The following is a 20,842-nucleotide window of genomic DNA, read 5'->3' as shown; positions in this document are numbered from 1 at the left end:
TAAGACGGAGGCCTCTGTCTGCCGGGACCGATCAGATCCCGGAGGAGCAGAGACCTCCGTTTTCGTCCAGCCGGAGGATCTCTGCGCCCAGGAGAGCGGCGTCCTCTTGTGAGTGGGTGGAAAAAAGAAGGAGCTTTCCAGCGGTATATTTGTTTATCATACGGGCGGCCTGCTGCTTTGTGTCCGGATCCAGGCCGGTGAAGGGCTCGTCCATGAGGACGATATCAGCCGGGGCCAGGATGGCCCGCAGAATGGCGGTACGGCGCTTCATGCCGCCGGAAAATTCCGACACTGGCTTTTTAAGGGAATCTTCGGGCAGAAGGTGCTTTATGATGGCAGTCAGTTCATGGGCAGGATACCCGCGGCCGGTGACGAAGCGGATATTCTGGAGGGCGGTGTATCCCTCAAGCAGGCGGTCCTCCTGGAAAACCGCAGAAAAGGAGCGGCCCTCCAGGCCCTCTATGGTTCCGGAATCAGCGGTCTCCAGCCCCATGAGGATCCGGAAAAGCGTGGTCTTTCCAGCTCCCGAGGGAGCCATAAGGCAGCAGGGACAGCCGCTTTCCAGATCCAGGGATACATGGTCCAGCACAAGACTGTCCCCATAGGATTTTGTCAGGTCCCGGACGGTGACCCGGAAGGAGGGATCAGACGGAAGCAGCATGGTTTTCCTCCTTTCCGGGAACGCCGTTTCCGGCAATGGTCTTTAACAGAAGAAGAAACAGCTTTTCAAAGACAGAGCTGACGGCGATGATCATGAGGGTCCAGGCAAAGAGGTCAGCGGTGCTCAGATAGATCTTGGCCATATAAAGCCCTTCTCCAATGGAGCCGCCGGGAACGCCGATGACCTCGGCTGCGATGCCGGATTTAAAGCCCATGCCCAGAGAGGTCTTCAGAGCGCTTTCCAGGTATGGATACAGAGAGATCCGGTAGATGGAAAGGCCCTGCCTCCAGACCGGGACCCGGAAGACCCGGGCCATTTCCAGAAGCCCCGGATCCGCATGGGAGAGTCCGGCCAGGGTGTTTATATGGATCACCGGATAGACCACAAGGAAGGAAATAAAGACCGAAAGGTTTTCTGCTCCGGTCCATATGAGGGCCAGGATCACGAAGGAGGCCACGGGCACGGACTTCATGAACTGGATGGCCGGTTCCAGGATCTCGCCTGCCAGGGGCTTCCAGAAGGCCAGGGAGCCGGTCAGGAGACCCGCCAGGAAGGCCATAAAAAATCCCAGGCTGATGCGGCCGAAGGAAAACCAGAGGGCTCCCCAGGAGGCTGGGGAGGCAAGCTGTACAGCCAGGGCCTTTAAGGCATCCAGGGGCCCCACCAGAAGGATCTGGTTCTGGACAGCCAGGGACGCCAGATGCCACAAAAACAGCCAGAACAGCAGAATGGCGGTCCTTCGGGACCAGTCTGGGAATCTGTGCATGGAAGTATCTGCTCCTTTTCATATAGAGCCGGAGGCTCCGGCCCGGTCATTTAGTTGGAAACGGCTCCCGTATAATAGAAGGCGTCATCCGGCAGGGCTCCGCCTGTGGAGGCAGGGTTCTGGTCAAAGAGGACTTTTAAATAGCCGGACAGAGCCGTTTTCATCTCCTCGCCGGACAGGAAGGCGATATTGCAGCCAGGCAGGGCCTTTTTCGCCACGGCAGCCTTGGGAACGATCCCGGCGGCCTCGATCAGCATGGAAGCTGTGTCGGGATCCTCGGAGGTAAAGCGGATGGACGCCTCATGCTCAGAAAGGAAGGTATCCACCAGGTCGCCGTGGGCGGCCAGGAAATCGTTGTTTACGATGGTCACGCCGGTGATCATGCGGCTTCTGGTCTCGGCCTGCTCCTGGGCCTCATCCCAGGCTTTTGTCAGATCCAGGATCACAGAAAGGCTCTCGTTCTGGGCCAGGGCAGAGGTAACGAAGGGCTGGGGGAGAAGGCCGATGCGGCTGGGATCCTCCGTCAGGACAGAGGCCACCTCCGCAGGCTCAGATTTGAACTCCAGGGTCACATCATCCTCGGTCAGTCCGGCAGCGGACATCAGATAGCGGAGGGAATATTCCGGAGTGGTGCCCTTTCCGGTGAGGTATACGGTCTTTCCCTTTAACTGGTCAATGGAGGTGACGGAGGTGTCGGAGGATACCAGGTATAAAACGCCCAGGGTGTTCACGTCGATGACGGAGATCCCGCCCTTTGTCTTGTTATAGAGGACTCCGGCAACGTTGGCGGGAAGAAGGGCAATGTCCACCTTATTTCCTGCCACCAGGGCTGTCAGCTCGTCGGCGGCTGTCACCATGGTAAATTCATAATCGTTCTGGGCTTTTCCGTTTTCTGCGTCGTCCATGAGCTTCACAAGGCCCATGGTGGTGGGGCCCTTTAAGCCGCCGACGCGGATCACGGTGCCGTCCCCGCTGCCGCCGGAGGATCCTTTTCCTGCTGCTGCGGCCTCAGAGGATTCTTTTTCATTGGTTTCAGGGACAGAAGCCTCTGCGTCAGAAGAAGCCGCAGCGGTCTGGGACTCTGCGGATCCAGCCGCAGAGGTCTCCGCCGGTTTTTCAGGACCGCAGCCCGTAAGGAGCGCCATGCCCAGGGCTGCGGCAAGAATGAAGGATGTGAATTTTTTCATAATATTAATTCCTCCTGGAATAGATTGTTTTTGTGCTGACTCCGTCCAGCATTCCAAGCTTTCCAGAAAGGCTGCTGATCTTGTCCATAGGCGCGTCCAGGACGACGCTGATGATAGAAAGGCCCTTTTCACGGTAAGGCACGCCCATGCGGCCGATAATGTATGAACGGTACTGGTGGAGGAGGTCGTTGAGCTTTTCTACGGATTCTGCATTTTCCACCATGATCCCAATGAGCGCTACGCGTGTTTCCATAATCTGTTCCTTTCTGTACAGGATCTCATCGCCTTTTCCCTCAGAAAGCGCCGGCGCCCTTCGGGGTCAGTACGAACAGCTTCAATATAGCACACGGGCCAGGGTTTGTCAAAGCGGCGGCAGAAATTATACGGTCTCTTAATAAAATAAAGAAAAACAATGAAATCCCGTTAAAAATTATACAGCTTTCATATTGCGGAGACCGTCCGGATATGCGATAATATAGAACGGTATAGGATTAAGGAAAGATTTCAGAAGGATATCAGGAGGAATCAAGTATGAGGACCAATGACGAGGCATTGTTAAAGATCAAGTATAACGTTCTGCATGAGGTAGCAAAGCTGGCCTTTTCCGGAGAACTGGATGAAAAGAGGGATGAGATCCCCTTTAAGCTGATCCCGGGACCGAAAGCCCAGTTCCGCTGCTGTGTATATAAAGAAAGAGAGATCATCCGCCAGAGAGTCCGTCTGGCTGAGGGGAAATGTCCCAGCGGAAAGCATAGCGACAATATGATCCAGGTGATCCCCTCTGCCTGCGAGGAGTGCCCGATCACCCGGTTCGTGGTGACAGACAACTGCCAGAAATGTATGGGTAAGGCCTGCCAGAATGCATGTAATTTTGGAGCCATCTCCATCGGCCGTGACCGGGCCCATATTGATCCGGATAAATGTAAGGAATGCGGAAAATGCGCCCAGGCATGTCCGTACAACGCCATTGCGGAGCTGATCCGTCCCTGCCGCCGCGCATGTCCTGTGGACGCCATCACCATGGATCTGGATACGGGTATCTGCCAGATCGACGAGAAGAAATGCATCCAGTGCGGAGCCTGCGTGAGGAGCTGTCCCTTCGGAGCCATCACCTCCAAGGTGTTTATCGTCCAGGTCATCAACGCCCTTAAGGCTGGAAAGAAGGTAGTTGCCATGGTGGCCCCCGCCGCAGAGGGTGAGTTTGGAGCCGATATTACCATGGGAAGCTGGAGAACGGCCCTTAAGAAGGTCGGCTTTGCAGATATGGTGGAGGTTGCCGCCGGCGGAGACATGACGGCCGCTTATGAGGCCATGGAGTGGGCAGAGGCGTATAAGGAAGGAAAGAAGATGACCACCTCCTGCTGTCCGGCTTTTGTGAACCTGATCAAAAAGCATTATCCCACTCTGATCGATAACCTGTCCACCACGGTTTCCCCCATGTGTGCCGTGTCCAGGATGTTAAAGGCCAAAGATCCGGAGACTGTTACCGTGTTCATCGGGCCGTGTATGGCGAAAAAGGCCGAGGCAGCCGATAAGAGCGTGGAAGGAAACGCAGACTTTGTCCTGACCTTCGGAGAGGCCATTGAACTGATGCGGGCCAAGGACGTGGAGCTGGAGCCGGAGGAGTATAAGGATCAGGAAGCCAGCGTGTTCGGTAAGCGGTTCGGAAACGGCGGCGGCGTTACCAATGCGGTGATCCAGTGCTTAAAGGAGCAGGGAGAGAGCACCGATATCAAGGTAGCAAGATGCAGCGGCCCGGCCGATGTGAAGAAGGCTCTTCTCCTTATGAAGGTGGGAAGGCTCCCCGAGGACTTCATCGAGGGCATGATGTGCCAGGGCGGCTGCGTAGGCGGCCCCAGCAACTTAAAGCAGGAGACGACCTTTAAGAAGGACCGGGACGCTCTGATCGGAAAGGCCGATGAGAGAGGCGTATGGGAGAACTTAAAGAATTATGATATGGAGTCCTTCTCCATGCACAGGACCTACGAAAAGCAGTAAATAAGAGGCGGCGGATATGGAACAGCAGGGAAAGACAGAAAATAACGGAAACAGCAGGCTGGAAACGGGGAACATATGGAAACTGATGCTTTCACTTTCCATCCCCTCCATCATCGCCCAGCTGGTGGGGATCTTATATAACATGGTGGACCGGATGTTCATCGGAAGGATCGAAAATGGCACCACGGCCATGGCGGCCTTAAGCGTGTCCCTTCCGCTGATCACCTGTATCACTGCGTTCACAAGATTAGTGGGGATCGGCGGCGCGCCCTTATGCGCCATTAAAATGGGAAAGAAGGACCAGAGGGGGGCGGAGGAGATCCTGGGGGTAAGCTTCGCCGCCCTGATCACTGTGGGAGTGATCCTTACGGTGGTGATCCTGGTTTTCCAAAGGCCCATTTTAACGCTTTTCGGCGCAGATCCCACCACCCTGGACATGGCCTGTGATTATGTGTCCATCTATGCCCTGGGAACGGTTTTCGTGATGATCTCCCTGGGCATGAATTCTTACATTACGACCCAGGGCTTCGCCCGCACCGGTATGTGCACGGTGCTCATCGGAGCCATTTTAAACATTATCTTTGATGCGTTTTTCATCAACTACCTTCATATGGGCGTCAAGGGTGCGGCCATCGCCACCATCATCGCCCAGGGGATCTCCTGTATCTGGGCCCTTTCTTTTTTATTTGGAAAAAAGAGCCTGTTAAAGATGCGGCCGGAATTTTTCAAGGTGAAGAAGAAGGTGCTTCTGCCCATCATGGCTCTGGGTGTATCGCCCTTTACCATGAGCATTACAGAAAGCCTGATCCAGATCTCCTTTAACAATCAGCTTTCCAAATACGGCGGAACTATGGCCGTGGGCACTGTGGCCATCATGTTCAGCCTGTGGCAGTTTGTAACCCTGCCCACCCAGGGCTTCTGCCAGGGGGCCCAGCCCATTATCAGCTACAATTACGGAGCCGGAAATCTGGCCCGGGTGCGGAAGGCCTGTAAGATCAGCCATGTGCTGTGCCTGGTATTTGCTACGACCCTCACAGGCCTTATGATGATCTTCCCAGGCCCCTTTGCCGGGATCTTCAGCAACGACCCGTCGCTCCTCCATTTCAGCGCTTGGGCGCTTCCTATTTATCTGGCGGGCGGAGCGATCTTCGGGGCCCAGATCAGCTGCCAGCAGTCCTTCATGTCCCTGGGACAGGCAAAGATCTCTCTGATCCTGGCCTGCTTAAGGAAGGTCATCCTTCTGGCGCCGCTGATCTACATATTCCCTGTGACCGTGGGAAAGCTGCCCTTTGCGGCGGCCATGGCAGAGGAGATCGCGGGGCTGGTGGAATATCCGGCGGAGGTATTTTCTATTTTCTTTGCAGAGCCCGTGTCGGATATCCTCGCGGCGGTCTGTACGTCGGCGACGTTTTATGTGTTTTATAAGAGGCATTTGAAAGACTGATAGAAATAGAATAAGACAGGAAAAGGTCCCTTGGGAACCGGGAGAAGCCATAAAGACTCTCCCCGGTCTCAAGGGACCTTCGTTTTATTTCCCCAGCTTCCTCTGTACCGCTTTCACCACTTCCATGATCGGAATGATGAGTACGGCCAGTCCCAGGGCGATGGCATATTCGTGAAGGCCGATGGGTGTGAACTCAAAGGCAGCGGCTAAGAACGGAACCTCGATGACGGCGGTGGTCAGGATCAGGGAAACGACCATTGCGCCGAACAGGAAGTTGTTGCGGGTCTTTAAGGTAAAGATGGAGCCGCGGCGGCTTCTCATGTTCAGGGAGTGGAAGATCTCAACCATGGACAGGGTCAGGAATGCCATGGTGGTTCCGTCTGGGCTGTTGACGAATTCCCAGACACCGCTTTCCACATAATGGCCCACCAGATAGGAGACCATGACCAGAACGGTTACGATAAAGCCCTGGAAGAACACGTCAAAGCCCATGCCTCCGGCAAAGATCCCTTCCTTGGGATCCCTGGGCTTCTGCTTCATGATATCGGATTCGCTCTTTTCCATCCCCAGAGCCAGAGCCGGGAAGCAGTCGGTGATCAGGTTGATCCATAAAAGATGGACGGGTTTCAGGATCGTAAAGCCAATGAGGGTGGAGAAGAAGATGGCCAGGACCTCAGCCAGGTTGGAGGCTAAAAGGAACTGGATGGCCTTCCGGATATTGGCATAGATCCGGCGGCCCTCTTCAACGGCGGAGACGATGGTGGCAAAGTTATCGTCCGCCAGCACCATATCGGCCACATTCTTTGTAACGTCGGTTCCGGTGATGCCCATGCCGACGCCGATGTCGGCGCTCTTGATGGACGGCGCATCGTTGACGCCGTCTCCGGTCATGGCTGTGATCTTTCCGCGGGCCTTCCAGCCGTTGACGATGCGGACCTTATGCTCTGGCTGAACACGGGCATAAACGGAAAATTCGGTGATCCGGCGGGCGAATTCCTCGTCGCTCAGATCGTCCAGCTGCGCACCTGTGATGGCCTGGTCCGGGGAGGTGATGATCCCCAGCTCCATTCCGATGGCTACGGCAGTATCCTTGTGGTCTCCGGTGATCATAATGGGACGGATCCCGGCTTCCCGGCATTCTGCAATGGCGGTCTTCACCTCCGGCCGGACGGGATCGATCATGCCGGAGAGGCCGACGTAAGTCAGATCCTGCTCCAGGAATTCCGGTTCTGTGCTTTCCGGCATGGAGGACCAGTTTCTTTTTGCAGCGCAGAGGACACGGAGGGCACGGTCGGCCATGGATTTATTGGCGGCCAGGATAGAGGCGCGGATCTCATCGGTCATTTCCACTGCGGAGCCGTTTACCATGGCTCTGGTACAGAGTTTTAATACCTCGTCGGGAGCGCCCTTGGTGTACTGGATGATGGTTCCGTCGGCAGCCTTATGGACCGTGGACATCATTTTCCGCATGGAATCAAAGGGAGCCTCGCCTGCCCGGGGCCATGCGGCCTTCAGCTCAGGCTTTAAGAGTCCGTTTTTGGCGGCGTCATTGACCAGGGCGCATTCCGTAGGTTCTCCGATGGCCTGGTTTGCTTCGGCATCCCATTCGGAATCGGAGCAGAGAGCCATGGCCGTTTCCAGCTCCTTTTCATCGTCAGCCACATGATCCACCACGGTCATCCGGTTCTGGGTCAGTGTACCAGTCTTATCCGAGCAGATGATCTGGGTACAGCCTAAGGTCTCCACAGCCGTCAGCTTGCGGATGATGGCGTTTCGTTTGGACATATTGGTAACGCCGATGGAAAGTACGATGGTGACCACGGCTGCGAGACCCTCGGGAATCGCTGCCACAGCCAGGGATACGGCTACCATAAAGGAGTTTAAGATGGAGCTGCCGTTGAAGCCGGAGCGCATGAGGCCTACGGCAAAGATCACGGCGCAGATGCCCAGTACCAGTACGGTCAGGATCTTGCTGAGCTGGTTTAACTTTAACTGGAGGGGGGTCTCCTCATCCTTGGCCTGGGCCAGGGCAGAGGCGATCTTACCCATTTCTGTGTCCATGCCAGTACCAGTGAGGACAGCCTTTCCTCGTCCGTATACCACGGTGGAGCCCATGTAGACCATGTTCTTTCTGTCGCCCAGGGGAATGTCCTTCTGTCCGCCCAGGGAAAGAAGCTCGGCGGCCTTATTGACCGGAACGGACTCGCCGGTGAGGGCGGCCTCCTCGATCTTCATGCTGGCGCTTTCAATGATCCGGCCGTCGGCAGGAACCGCATCTCCGGCCTCCAGGACTACGATATCGCCGGGGACCAGATCCTCGCTCTTTAAGGTGACGATCTTTCCGTCACGGAGGACCTTACTGGATGCGGCTGCGATCTCCTGAAGGGCTGCGATGGCCGCTTCTGCCTTTCCTTCCTGTACTACGCCGAGAACGGCGTTGATGATCACCACAGCGATAATGATGATCACGTCTGCAAAGGATTCGCCCTGATAGAACGCCGTGATGCCGGAAATAATGGCGGCGGCGATGAGGATCAGGATCATGGGATCCGAGAGCTCTTTTAAGAACCGCTTCAGAATGGAATCCTTTTTTGCCTCCTTCAGCTTGTTCTTTCCGTACTGGGCGAGTCTTTTTTCAGCCTCGCCGGTGGAAAGACCCTGGTCGGAGGAATTTTGTGCCTTCAGCACTTCTTCATAATTTTCCAGATATTCTTTCACGTTGCCTCCTTATCCGGAAGATAGTATGCCCGGAAAACGGGAAAAAAATAAGACTTATCCTCAGAGAGATCCCTTTGGATAAGTCTCGTTGTTTTCATGAAACGGATCAGACGGAGAAATCCAGGCCTGAGCCGTATCAAAACAGGACCAGGCCGGTCGGCCATGTGTGTTGATCCTGTCACACCGGGGTGTCAACTACTCCCTTATTCGCTATTTTGTTTTGAATACCAGCGGCAGTTTTTGTCTGCCCCTTTGTTATTCAGTATTCTACCCCTGGGAAGGAAAAAAAACAAGGGTATGAATTGAAAAATTGATAAAATTTCAGCAAACTTTTTGGAAAATTTTGCTAAAAACAGTCCTAAACCTGCAATCCCTTGACCTGGCGGGCGTTGAGCTCCTCCAGCCGTTCCTTTGTGACCGCTGCCAGCTGCTCGGCTTCGCAGGGCTCATGATCCAGGTTTTTATGGGCAGTAGCCAACATCAGCTTGATCCGGTTCAGCTGGTTTACCTCGCTGGCTCCGGGATCATAGTCCACGGCAATGATGTTGGCTTCCGGATGCTGGCGGCGCAGCTCCTTGATGACGCCCTTTCCAACGATATGGTTGGGCAGGCAGCCAAAGGGCTGGACGCAGACGATGTTCCTGGTGCCGCCCTTGATGAGCTCCAACATTTCCCCGGTCAGGAACCAGCCTTCCCCGGTCTGGTTTCCCAGGGAGACGAAGCCGCTGGCCATGGACGCCAGGTATTTGATCTTTGTGGGCGGCGTGAAGTGGACGCTCTTTTCCAGGGCGATCCGCGCCGACTTGCGGAAATACTCCAGAAGGGAGATCGCCGTATTGCAGAGCCAGGCGGTGGAGTGCTTCGCCCCCAGATGCCCGGCCTTGAAATTGCTGTTGTAGAAGCAGTACAGCAAAAAGTCCATGAGATCCGGCATCACGGCCTCGGCCCCTTCGGATTCCAGAAGCTCCACGATGTGGTTGTTGGCGGTGGGAGAGAATTTCACCAGGATCTCGCCTACGATCCCCACCCGGGGTTTTTGGATGTCCAGCCGCTCCAGGCTGTCGAAATCGCGGATGATGCCGCGGATGTTCTTTGTGAAGTTCATCATGCCCAGGGAGGGGCCGGAAAGCTCGCGTATACAGATCTTTTTCCATTTTTCATGCAGGGCGTTGGCAGAGCCGGGCACCTTTTCATAGGGCCTGGTGGCGTACAGCACACGCATGAACACGTCTCCGTAGACCACGGCCTGCATGGCCTTGGCGATCAGGGGAGCCGTCAGGGTGAAGCCCGGGTTGGACTCCATGCCGTTGGCATTGATGGAGATCACCGGGATCTGGGGCATCCCTGCCTTTTCCAGGGCACGGCGGATGAAGCCGATGTAGTTGGAGGCCCGGCAGCCGCCGCCGGTCTGGGTCATGACCACTGCTGTGTGGTCCAGGTCGTATTTCCCTGACAGGAGGGCGTCCATGATCTGGCCGATGACGATCAGGGACGGGTAGCAGGCATCGTTATTGACAAAGCGCAGCCCCGTATCTACGGCAGTTTTGTCGTCGTTCTGGAGAACCACCAGGTTATAGCCGAAGCTGCGGATGGCCGGCTCCAGCAGATCGAAGTGGATGGGCGACATCTGGGGGCAGAGAAGGGTGTAGGTCTTTCTCATTTCCTTTGTGAAGACCACCCGGTTATAGGCGCTGGACACGATGTTTCTGGTGTAGCGCCGTTCCTCTCTTACCCGCAGGGCGGAGATCAGGGAACGGATCCGGATCCTGGCAGCTCCCAGGTTATTGACCTCATCGATCTTCAGGACTGTATAGATCTTCCCGGCGCTGGTGAGAATATCATTGACCTGGTCCGTGGTCACGGCGTCCAGGCCGCAGCCAAAGGAGTTCAGCTGGATCAGATCCAGGTTATCCCGGGTCTTTACAAAGGAGGCTGCGGCATAAAGCCTGGAATGGTACATCCACTGGTCAGTGACGATCAGCGGCCGCTCCACCTCTGCCAGATGGGAAATGGAGTCCTCGGTCAGCACCGGAAATCCGTATGAGGTGATCAGATCCGCGATCCCATGGTTGATCTCCGGATCGATGTGGTAGGGCCGTCCGGCCAGAACGATGCCGTGCTTTCCGGTCTCCTCTAAATAGGAAAGCACCTCCTCACCCTTTTTCTCCACATCAGCGCGGGCCCTGGAAAGCTCTTCCCAGGCCTTATGGGCCGCAGACCGGACCTCATGCTCGGAGATCTGGAATTCATGTTTAAATTCCTGCACCAGCTGCTTTGTAAGGGTCTTTTCGTCTGTGAAGGCCATAAAGGGGTTCATGAACCGGATGTGGTTTTCCTCCAGGTCCTCCATATTGTTTTTGATATTTTCCGCGTAGGAGGTGACGATGGGGCAGTTGTAGTGGTTCCCGGCCCCGGCCACCTCATTCCTTTCATAAGGGATGCAGGGGTAGAAAATAAAGGGGACGCCCTTTTTTATGAGCCATTCCACGTGGCCATGGGACAGCTTCGCCGGATAGCATTCGGACTCGCTGGGAATGGTCTCGATGCCCAGCTCATAGATCTGGCGGCTGGACTGGGGGGACAGGATCACCTGGAAGCCCAGTTCCTTAAAGAACACAGCCCAGAAGGGGAAGTCCTCGTACATGTTCAGCACCCGCGGGATCCCCACAGGGCCGCGGAAGGCCTTGTGGGCTGCCAGAGGCTCGTAATCGAAGATCCGGTGATATTTATAGGTATAAAGATTCGGGATATCCCGTTTGGCTTTTTCAACACCCAGGCCCCGCTCGCAGCGGTTGCCGGAGATATACTGTCTTCCTCCCTCAAAGCGGTTGATGGTCAGGACACAGTGGTTGACGCAGCCGCGGCACCGGCTCATGGTGGTGGTGTAGGTAAGGCCGATGATCCGGTCCAGAGAAAGCATGGAGGTCTCCTTCGGGTGGAGGTTATACCGTTCCCTGGCGATCAGCGCAGCGCCGAAGGCGCCCATGATCCCGGCAATATCCGGCCGGATGGCGTTGCCGCCGGAGATCTTTTCAAAGCTCCGCAGTACGGCATCGTTGTAGAAGGTGCCGCCCTGTACCACCACATTTTTTCCCAGGTCTGAGGCGGTGGTGATCTTGATGACCTTAAATAAGGCGTTGCGGATCACCGAGCAGGCCAGGCCTGCGGAGATATCGGCCACAGACGCGCCCTCCTTCTGGGCCTGCTTTACGTTGGAATTCATAAAGACCGTGCACCGGGTTCCAAGATCAATGGGATTCTGGGCAAACAGCGCCTCCTTTGCGAAATCCACCACGCTGTAATTTAAGGATCTGGCAAAGGTCTCGATGAAGGAGCCGCAGCCGGAGGAACAGGCTTCGTTGAGCTGGACGCTGTCCACAGTTCCGTCTTTGATGCGGATGCATTTCATGTCCTGGCCGCCGATGTCCAGAATACAATCCACCTCCGGATCGAAGAAGGCTGCGGCATAGTAATGGGAGATGGTCTCCACCTCGCCCTCGTCCAGGAGAAAGGCCGCCTTTAAAAGGGCCTCTCCGTAGCCGGTGGAGCAGGAATAGGCGATCTTTGCCGTTTCCGGCAGCAGGGCTTTGATCTCTTTTATGGAAGCGATGGCTGTGGCCAGGGGGCTTCCGTTGTTGCTGCTGTAAAAATGGTAAAGCAGAGAACCGTCCTCGCCCACCAGAGCTACTTTGGTGGTGGTGGAGCCGGCATCGATGCCCAGGTAGCATCTGCCGGAATAGGAGGCCAGGTCTCCGCGTTTTACCTTATACTGGTTATGGCGGTCCAGGAATTCCTGGTAGTCGGCCTCATCCTTAAATAAGGGGTCCATCCGCTTTACCTCGAAGTCCATTTTGATCCCGCCGGAAAGGTCGGAGATGAGCTGATCCAGGGAAAGAGCCATGGTTTCCGGGGCATTCATGGCCGCTCCTACGGCTGCGAACAGGTGGGAGTGGTCCGGGGCGATGATGGCGTCGCCCTTTAAGTTCAGAGTCCGGATAAAAGCCTCCCGGAGCTCGGAAAGGAAGTGGAGCGGGCCGCCCAGGAAGGCCACGTTGCCGCGGATGGGTTTTCCGCAGGCCAGGCCGCTGATGGTCTGGTTGACCACGGCCTGGAAGATGGAGGCCGCCAGGTCCTCCCGGGTGGCCCCCTCGTTGATCAGAGGCTGGATATCGGATTTTGCAAATACACCGCACCGGGCCGCAATGGGATAGATGGCCTTGTAATTTTTGGCGTATTCGTTGAGGCCTGCGGCGTCGGTCTGTAAAAGGGAGGCCATCTGATCGATGAAGGAGCCGGTCCCTCCGGCACAGATGCCGTTCATCCTCTGGTCGATGCCGCCGGAGAAGTAGATGATCTTTGCGTCTTCCCCGCCCAGCTCAATGGCCACGTCGGTATCGGGCGCATAATCCTGTAAGGCCGTGGCAACAGCCACGACCTCCTGGGTAAAAGGAATATTCAGATGACCGGAAAGGGCCAGTCCGCCGGAGCCGGTGATGCTGGCGCTGACCTGGAGCTCTCCCAGCCTTTCGCGGGCCTTTTTTAAGAGCGCGGCCAGGGTCTCCTGGATATTGGCGTAATGGCGCTCATAATCTGCAAAAAGTATCTGATTGTCATTGTCAATGACAGCAGTCTTTACGGTGGTGGAACCGATATCGATCCCAAGACGGAATGTTTGATTCATGTGAGCGGGGAAATCCCCTATCCTCCTTAATCTGACAGCAGAGAGGATCGCTCCCCTCTGCCGTAAAATATCTTATGTTTATTTTATTATAGAAAGAACGTCCGGAAGCCCCTCCGGACTGCGCCAGAGCCGCCCGCAGGAGCCGGAATACCGGAAAAAATGGTAAAACGGACCTGCCGCGCGAGGGCGCTGGATGGTTACAGTATATCATAATTTCAGCGGGGAAAACAATAGACACAATTCCCAATATGTTGACAAAAAACGCTAAAAAACCGTTAAGGATGGAAAGAACAGGAGGCCGCGCCTAAAGGATTTGACAAAAGGAAGGGGGGCGAATTATAATAGCAATCAAAATAAGAAAAGGATCTATTGGGTGGGAAAGGAAATTTAGAATGAATCAATGGCTGAACAAGATGGAACGGAAGCTGGGGCGGTATGCGGTCCCCAATCTGATGAATTATGTGGTGATCCTCTACGCCGTGGGAGCGCTGGTCTGCTGGCGGGCCCCGGAGCTTTACTTTGAGTATCTGATGCTGGACGCCAGGGCGATCCTCCACGGCCAGATCTGGCGGATCGTGACCTTCCTTATGTGGCCCCTGTCGGGCGACCTGTTTTTAAACGTGCTGGTCATTTACTGTTATTATAACCTGGGCCGGACCCTGGAGGCCGTGTGGGGCTCCTTCCGGTTCAACGTATACTTTTTTATGGGGATCATCGGCCATGTGCTGGCGGCCATCCTTATTTATGCGCTCACCGGCAGGATCTACCCGCTGACGGCAGAATATCTGAATTTTTCCTTATTCTTTGCCTATGCGGCCACGTTCCCGGACGCCCAGTTCTTACTGTTTTTTGTGATCCCCATTAAGGCCAAATGGCTGGCTCTGTTTGACGGGGCTTACTTCCTTTACGGAATGATCTTTGGCGGAATGGCATCCCGGATCGCCATCGTCATGTCCTTATTGAATTTTATCCTGTATTTTGTCATGTCCAGAAGCGGGAGATACAACCCGAAGGAAATAAAGAGAAAACAGCAGTTCAGATCCCAGGTCACCCAGACGGTCAGGGAAGCGAAGCAGAATGGCCGTCACCGCTGTGCCGTCTGCGGCCGCACGGATCTGGACGATCCCGAACTGGTATTCCGCTTCTGCTCAAAATGTGAGGGGGATTACGAATACTGCCAGGACCATCTCTACACCCATAAGCATGTGACAAAGGGCGGAATGGATCCGCGGCAGAAGACATCATAGGAGGCAAAGCGCCAGAATGAAAAAAACAAAGATCATTTGTACCATGGGACCGAACAGCGATGACCGGGAGGTCATGAAACAGTTGGTGTTAAATGGAATGGACGTGGCACGGTTCAATTTTTCCCACGGAAACCATGAGGAGCACAAAAAAAGATATCTCCAGCTCCGTCAGGTGGCGGAGGAAACAGGGATCCCGGTGGCGGCGCTGCTGGACACCAAGGGCCCGGAGATCCGTACTGGCATTTTGAAGGACGGAAATAAGATCACCTTAAAGGAAGGCCAGGAATTTACCCTTACCACAGAAGAGGTCGTGGGGGATGAGACCATGGTCCATATCAATTACGACGGCCTGAACGGAGATGTGACGGCGGGAGACCGGATCCTCATTGACGACGGCCTGATCGAGCTGCATGTGAGGGAGGTCCAGGGTCCCAGGATCGTCTGTCTGGTGGTAAATGGCGGCGAGCTGGGCGAGAGAAAGGGCGTCAACGTGCCAGGCGTAAAGATCAAGCTTCCGGCCCTGACAGAAAAAGACAAGGACGATATCCGTTTTGGGATGGAGATGGGCTTTGATTATATTGCTGCCTCCTTTATCCGCTCGGCGGACGCCATCCGGGAGATCCGGGAGATCCTGGCCGAGGGCGGCTCCTCCATGGGCATCATCGCCAAGATCGAAAATGAGGAAGGGCTGGAAAATCTGGATGATATCATTGAAGAGAGCGACGGCATCATGGTGGCCCGGGGCGACCTGGGCGTGGAGATCCCGCCGGAGAAGCTGCCCCATCTCCAGAAAATGATGATCGAAAAGTGCAGTGAGGCATGCAAGGTGGTCATCACAGCCACCCAGATGCTGGATTCCATGATCCGGAATCCCCGTCCAACCCGTGCGGAGGTGACAGACGTGGCCAACGCAGTCTACGACGGCACCGATGTGGTAATGCTTTCCGGTGAGACCGCCAACGGAAAATATCCGGTGGAGGCTTTGAAGATGATGGTCCACATCGTAGAGGAGACGGAGTCCCACCTGGACGATTCCTTCTATAAAAGAAGACGGGTATCTGACGACAACAGCCACAGCATTTCCAATGCGGTCTGCTATTCCTCCGTATCCACGGCCCGGGCTCTGGGGGCGAAGGTCATCATTGCTCCCAGCATCAGCGGCTACACGGCCCGGATGCTTTCCAAGTGGCATCCGGCAACGATGGTGGCGGGCATGTCCCCCAGCATTGATACAGTCCGCAGAATGCAGCTTTATTGGGGCGTACATCCGTTCCAGGCAAAGAGAGCAGAGTCCACGGATACCCTGATCATGAATTCCATTGACGCCTTAAAGGCAGAGGGACTTGTGAAGGAGGGTGACCTGGCGGTGGTAACTGCCGGAGTCGTGAGTCATTCCCGCAGACATGAACCGGCCACATCCACCAATATCATGCGGGTCGTAACCGTAGACTGATCCAGAGGGGGCGGTCTGCCATAAACAAAGGAGTATATTGATATGGAAAAGAAACCATTTGCGACCAGGGAAAAGCTGGAAGAGATCGCAAAAGAATATCCCACGCCCTTTCATCTTTACGATGAAAAGGGGATCCGGGAAAACGCCAGGGCTCTTAAGGAGGCATTTTCCTGGAATCCGGGCTTTAAAGAATATTTTGCCGTAAAGGCCACACCGAACCCGTTTATTTTAAAGATCCTTCAGGACATGGGCTGCGGCACCGACTGCTCTTCCGAGACAGAGCTGATGCTGTCGAAGGCCTGTGGCTTTACGGGCCACGACATCATGTTTTCTTCCAATGATACGCCGCCGGAGGAATTTAAAATGGCGGATGAGCTGGGGGCCATCATCAATCTGGACGATTTTACCCATATCGCCTGTGTGGAAAAGGTCCTGGATACGTTTCCGGAGACCATGAGCTGCCGGTTTAATCCCGGCGGCCTGTTCCGGATCTCCAACGATATCATGGACAATCCGGGAGATTCCAAGTATGGAATGACAGAGGAGCAGCTGACGGAGGCCTTCCGGATCTTAAAAGATAAGGGAGTAAAGCACTTCGGGATCCATGCGTTCCTGGCCAGCAATACCGTTACCAACGAATATTATCCGCTTCTGGCTAAGATCCTGTTTGAACTGGCAGTCCGTGTGAAAAACGCCGCAGGCGTCCACATTGCCTTTATCAATCTTTCCGGCGGCATTGGCATTCCATACCGCCCGGACCAGGAGCCCAACGATATCCGCGTCATCGGAGACGGGGTGAGAAAGGTTTACGAGGAGGTTCTGGTCCCGGCCGGCATGGGAGACGTGGCTATTTTCACAGAGCTGGGCCGCTTTATGCTGGGGCCCTACGGAGCCTTAGTGACTCGGGCCATCCACGAAAAGCATACCTATAAGGAATATATCGGCGTGGACGCCTGTGCGGTGAACCTGATGCGCCCGGCCATGTACGGCGCTTACCACCATATTACGGTCATGGGAAAGGAGAACGCCCCCTGCGACCATAAGTATGATGTGACCGGCTCCCTCTGCGAGAACAACGATAAGTTTGCGGTGGACCGGATGCTGCCAGAGATCCAGATGGGAGATCTCCTGTTCATCCACGACACCGGAGCCCACGGCTTTTCCATGGGGTATAATTATAATGGAAAGCTTAGGAGCGCAGAGCTTCTTTTACAGGAGGACGGAAGCGTCCGTATGATCCGCCGCGCGGAGACACCAAAGGATTACTTTGCAACCTTTGATTTCTGCGGGTTATTAAAGGATGTGGAGTAGTTTAAGAGGATAGAGACAAAAGAGAGCCCCGGCTGCCGTTTTCGGCTGCCGGGGCTTAGACATGAGAAAACCCCGCTTGTATCGCAGCGGGGATTTGTCATTTAGGATTTCGATTTCAAAAAGGTTTTTAGGATAAAGGATTTAAAATTTGTATCGTGCATTTCTTATGGTTAAAGTATAGCACGTTATGCTGGAAAATGATTGTATATTCTTTGAATGAATTATGAAGATTTTCTTAAGATTTGAAATATCTGGAAAAACTGCCGGATGGGCAAAACGCTTTCCCTGGAATATCCTATTTATAAAAGGACTCCGAGGAAATCATATGTGAATCGTGTAAAGGAACAGATCCGCTGCCGGGACGCCTATACCCTGGGGCTTACGGGGAGGGGCGTCTGCGTGGCGGTGCTGGATACAGGGGCATATCCCCACAGGGATTTTGAGGACCGGATCTCGGGCTTTGCGGATGTGGTGAACCACCGGCCCGGTCCCTATGATGACTGCGGCCATGGGACCCATATCTGCGGGATCATCGGGGGCAGCGGGGCCGTTTCCGACGGAAGGTACCAGGGCATGGCCCCAGGCTGTACCCTGGCGGCTGTCAAGGTCCTGGACCGGAAGGGGAACGGCTCTGCCGCCGACGTTCTGGCCGGGATCGGCTGGATCCTGGACCGGAAGGACCGGCTGGGGATCCGGATCGTGAATATTTCCGTGGGCTCCTATGGAAAGAGAGGGATGAGCGAGGATTCGGCTCTGGTAAAAGGCGTCAACCGGGCCTGGGATGCCGGGCTTGTGGTTGTGGTGGCCGCCGGGAATAACGGCCCGGCTCCCTTAAGCGTCACCACGCCTGGGATCAGCCGGAAGGTGATCACTGTGGGCTGCTCCGACGACCACATGGAGGTGCTGGTGGGAAAGAACCGGATGGTGGATTATTCCGGCCGCGGTCCCACCATGGCGGCGGTCTGCAAGCCGGACCTGGTGGCTCCGGGCTGCAGCGTAGCCAGCTGCGCCAGTCTGAGGGATAAGTACACCATAAAAAGCGGGACCTCCATGAGCACCCCCATCGTTTCCGGGGCCATTGCCCTTCTTCTGGAAAAATACCCGGACATGACCAACCGGGACGTAAAGCTGAGGCTGATGGAAACATGCCGGGACATGGGCCTTCCAAAAAACCAGCAGGGCTGGGGGCTCCTGGACGTGGAACGGCTTTTGAGATAGAACATCCGGACGCTGCAAAGGAAATGGAGTCCCAGGCGGCTTTTTCTGCGGCGTTCCATAAAATATGGGCGGGGGCTGCTTCGGCAGTCCCCGTTTCTTTTGGGTATTCTGCTGTGTTTTTTGTGGAAAACCACAAAAAAGCCGTGCGTTTCCGGGAAAAGTGGAAAAGGGGTTGCAAATAAGCGGGAAACATGCGAAAATTTACATGGATTTTACATAGGCGCGGCGGATATTTTACATACTGATGATATCCTGTCCATGATATGTAGAAAATAATCGCATGACTATGTGTATTTTACGGAGGAAGGTATGGATTTTTTTGGACTTTTATCAATGATCGGAGGTCTGGCGCTGTTCCTGTACGGAATGGATACCATGGGCCAGGGACTTGAAAAGCTGTCCGGCGGCCGCCTGGAGCGGATCCTGGAAAAGCTCACATCCAACCCCATTAAGGCAGTACTTCTGGGCGCCGGCGTTACGGCTGTGATCCAGTCGTCTTCAGCCACTACTGTTATGGTCGTCGGCTTTGTAAACTCTGGAATTATGAAGCTGACCCAGGCTGTGGGCATCATCATGGGAGCCAACATCGGTACTACCGTGACGTCCTGGCTCTTAAGCCTTACGGGAATCGAAAGCGGGAACTTTTTTGTACAGCTGTTAAAGCCGTCGTCCTTCTCCCCGGTTCTGGCACTGATCGGCATGATCTTCATCATGTTCACGAAAAATGAGAAGAAAAAGAACCTGGGAACCATTATGATCGGCTTTGCCATTCTGATGTTTGGTATGGAGACCATGAGCGACGCGGTGAAGCCCCTGGCGGATGTGCCGGAATTCACCGGGCTCTTGACAATGTTCTCCAACCCGATCCTGGGAATGATCGCAGGAGCGGTCCTTACTGCCATCATCCAGAGCTCTTCTGCATCCGTCGGTATCCTGCAGGCTCTCTGTGCCACCGGAGCCGTAAGCTTTGGAAGCGCCATTCCCATCATCATGGGACAGAATATCGGTACCTGTGTGACTGCCATGATCTCTGGTATCGGAGCCAGCAAGAACGCAAGACGGGCTGCACTGGTACACCTGTATTTCAACATCATCGGAACGGCTGTGTTTATGATCGTATTCTACACGGTCAACGGCTTTATACACTTTGATTTCCTGGACGGAGCGGCCAGTGCCATGGGCATCGCTGTGGTCCACAGCGCCTTTAACGTGGCATCCACGATCCTGCTTCTGCCATTTTCCAAGGTGCTTGTGAAGTTAGCGACCTTAACGATCCCGGACGAGCAGGAAAAGGAGCTGGCGGCAGGCATCGCCGCCGGGGAAGAGGAGTTCCGCCTTCTGGATCCCCGTTTCCTGGAGACTCCCGGCTATGCCGTAGAGCAGTGCCGTCTTGTGACCACCCATATGGCCCAGACTGCCAGGGAGGGCTTTTTAAAGGCCATGGAGCTCCTGGATTCCTATGACCAGGAAAAGGCCGACCAGGTGGCTGCCATCGAGGACCTGGTGGATAAGTACGAGGACCATCTGGGGACCTATATGGTAAAGGTGGGAAGCCAGCAGCTTTCCAAGAACGACAGCCATACGGTCTCCCTGCTCCTTCACTGCATCGGAGACTTTGAGAGGATCTCCGACCATGCCATGAACTTAATGACAGCGGCCAAGGAGATGCACGATAAAAACATGGAATTCTCCAAAAAGGCAGAGGAGGAATTAAAGGTATTTTTAAATGCCGTTACAGAGATCCTGGATCTTTCTGTTACGGCCTTCGAGAACAACGATGTAAAGAAGGCTTCCCTGGTGGAGCCGCTTGAGGAGGTCATCGACGATCTGAACACCTGTGTGAAGGCCAACCACATCAAGCGTCTCCAGAAGGGAAAATGTACCATCGAGCAGGGCTTCGTTCTGTCGGATATCTCCACCAACTTAGAGCGTGTGTCCGACCACTGCTCCAATATCGCCATCAGTGTCATTGAGATCGACCGGGATGGCTTCGATGCCCACGGTTATCTGGAAAACTTAAAGCGGGACGACGATCCCCGGTTCCAGGGAATGGTGGAAAGTTACAGAAAGAAATATACGCTTCCGGCGTAAAAGAGAAAGCCGCCTATGCAGTTTCTGCCAGGCGGCGGATCTTTATCCGGAAAGGACAGGAGGAGAG

At 54.8% G+C, this 20,842-nt stretch carries 13 protein-coding genes; 7 read left to right on the top strand and 6 right to left on the bottom strand.

Features of this window, described 5'->3' with window-relative positions:
* Positions 1-31: 31 nt before the first annotated feature.
* From ACI6NM_RS07995 to ACI6NM_RS07980, 4 genes are read right to left on the bottom strand one after another with little or no spacing between them, the layout of a single operon-like run.
* Complete coding sequence (locus tag ACI6NM_RS07995; RefSeq protein WP_022273008.1) at positions 32-661, bottom strand: ATP-binding cassette domain-containing protein; 630 nt, start codon at positions 659-661, stop codon at positions 32-34.
* Positions 645-1,427 (bottom strand): ABC transporter permease, encoded by a 783-nt coding sequence (locus ACI6NM_RS07990; protein WP_022273007.1) that lies wholly within the window; start codon positions 1,425-1,427, stop codon positions 645-647. Before ACI6NM_RS07990 ends, ACI6NM_RS07995 begins: the two co-directional genes overlap by 17 nt.
* A 50-nt stretch (positions 1,428-1,477) precedes the next feature.
* Positions 1,478-2,614 (bottom strand): ABC transporter substrate-binding protein, encoded by a 1,137-nt coding sequence (locus ACI6NM_RS07985; protein ID WP_337425152.1) that lies wholly within the window; start codon positions 2,612-2,614, stop codon positions 1,478-1,480.
* A 4-nt stretch (positions 2,615-2,618) separates the two neighbouring features.
* Positions 2,619-2,867, bottom strand: a complete 249-nt coding sequence (locus tag ACI6NM_RS07980) for a TM1266 family iron-only hydrogenase system putative regulator (RefSeq protein WP_022273005.1) — start codon at positions 2,865-2,867, stop codon at positions 2,619-2,621.
* Positions 2,868-3,145: 278 nt separating this feature from the next.
* Between ACI6NM_RS07980 and ACI6NM_RS07975 the strand changes: the two genes are divergently transcribed.
* Complete coding sequence (locus ACI6NM_RS07975) at positions 3,146-4,612, top strand: 4Fe-4S dicluster domain-containing protein (protein WP_262426835.1); 1,467 nt, start codon at positions 3,146-3,148, stop codon at positions 4,610-4,612.
* Between the two features lie 16 nt (positions 4,613-4,628).
* A complete protein-coding gene (locus ACI6NM_RS07970; RefSeq protein WP_262426834.1) occupies positions 4,629-6,056 on the top strand; it encodes an MATE family efflux transporter in 1,428 nt (475 codons plus the stop codon).
* A gap of 84 nt (positions 6,057-6,140) precedes the next feature.
* Here ACI6NM_RS07970 and ACI6NM_RS07965 read toward each other — a convergent pair whose 3' ends face one another.
* Together ACI6NM_RS07965 and ACI6NM_RS07960 are read right to left on the bottom strand one after the other, a co-directional pair.
* A complete protein-coding gene (locus ACI6NM_RS07965; protein ID WP_262426833.1) occupies positions 6,141-8,774 on the bottom strand; it encodes a cation-translocating P-type ATPase in 2,634 nt (877 codons plus the stop codon).
* Between the two features lie 358 nt (positions 8,775-9,132).
* Positions 9,133-13,455 carry a 2-hydroxyacyl-CoA dehydratase gene (locus ACI6NM_RS07960; RefSeq protein ID WP_262426832.1) on the bottom strand — a complete coding sequence of 1,441 codons (4,323 nt, stop codon included), beginning with the start codon at positions 13,453-13,455 and terminating at the stop codon, positions 9,133-9,135.
* A 392-nt stretch (positions 13,456-13,847) separates the two neighbouring features.
* Here ACI6NM_RS07960 and ACI6NM_RS07955 point away from each other — a divergent pair, with 392 nt between their 5' ends.
* The 5 genes from ACI6NM_RS07955 to ACI6NM_RS07935 all read left to right on the top strand — a co-directional run bounded on the left by ACI6NM_RS07955 (position 13,848) and on the right by ACI6NM_RS07935 (position 20,775).
* A complete protein-coding gene (locus tag ACI6NM_RS07955) occupies positions 13,848-14,702 on the top strand; it encodes a rhomboid family intramembrane serine protease (RefSeq protein WP_262426831.1) in 855 nt (284 codons plus the stop codon).
* A 16-nt stretch (positions 14,703-14,718) separates the two neighbouring features.
* The gene (pyk, locus tag ACI6NM_RS07950; protein ID WP_262426830.1) at positions 14,719-16,155 is read left to right on the top strand and encodes a pyruvate kinase; all 1,437 of its coding nucleotides are present in this window, start codon (positions 14,719-14,721) and stop codon (positions 16,153-16,155) included.
* Between the two features lie 42 nt (positions 16,156-16,197).
* Positions 16,198-17,466 carry a diaminopimelate decarboxylase gene (locus tag ACI6NM_RS07945; RefSeq protein ID WP_158358824.1) on the top strand — a complete coding sequence of 423 codons (1,269 nt, stop codon included), beginning with the start codon at positions 16,198-16,200 and terminating at the stop codon, positions 17,464-17,466.
* A gap of 327 nt (positions 17,467-17,793) precedes the next feature.
* Positions 17,794-18,684 carry a S8 family peptidase gene (locus ACI6NM_RS07940; protein ID WP_215654140.1) on the top strand — a complete coding sequence of 297 codons (891 nt, stop codon included), beginning with the start codon at positions 17,794-17,796 and terminating at the stop codon, positions 18,682-18,684.
* A 309-nt stretch (positions 18,685-18,993) separates the two neighbouring features.
* Entirely contained in the window at positions 18,994-20,775 is a 1,782-nt protein-coding gene (locus tag ACI6NM_RS07935; RefSeq protein WP_215654138.1) for a Na/Pi cotransporter family protein, read from the top strand.
* Positions 20,776-20,842 lie beyond the last annotated feature (67 nt).

The organism is Pilosibacter sp. YYHA0881 (assembly GCF_051602715.1).
GTDB lineage: Bacteria > Bacillota > Clostridia > Lachnospirales > Lachnospiraceae > Alitiscatomonas > Alitiscatomonas aceti.
This window is presented reverse-complemented; position numbering and strand designations above follow the sequence as displayed.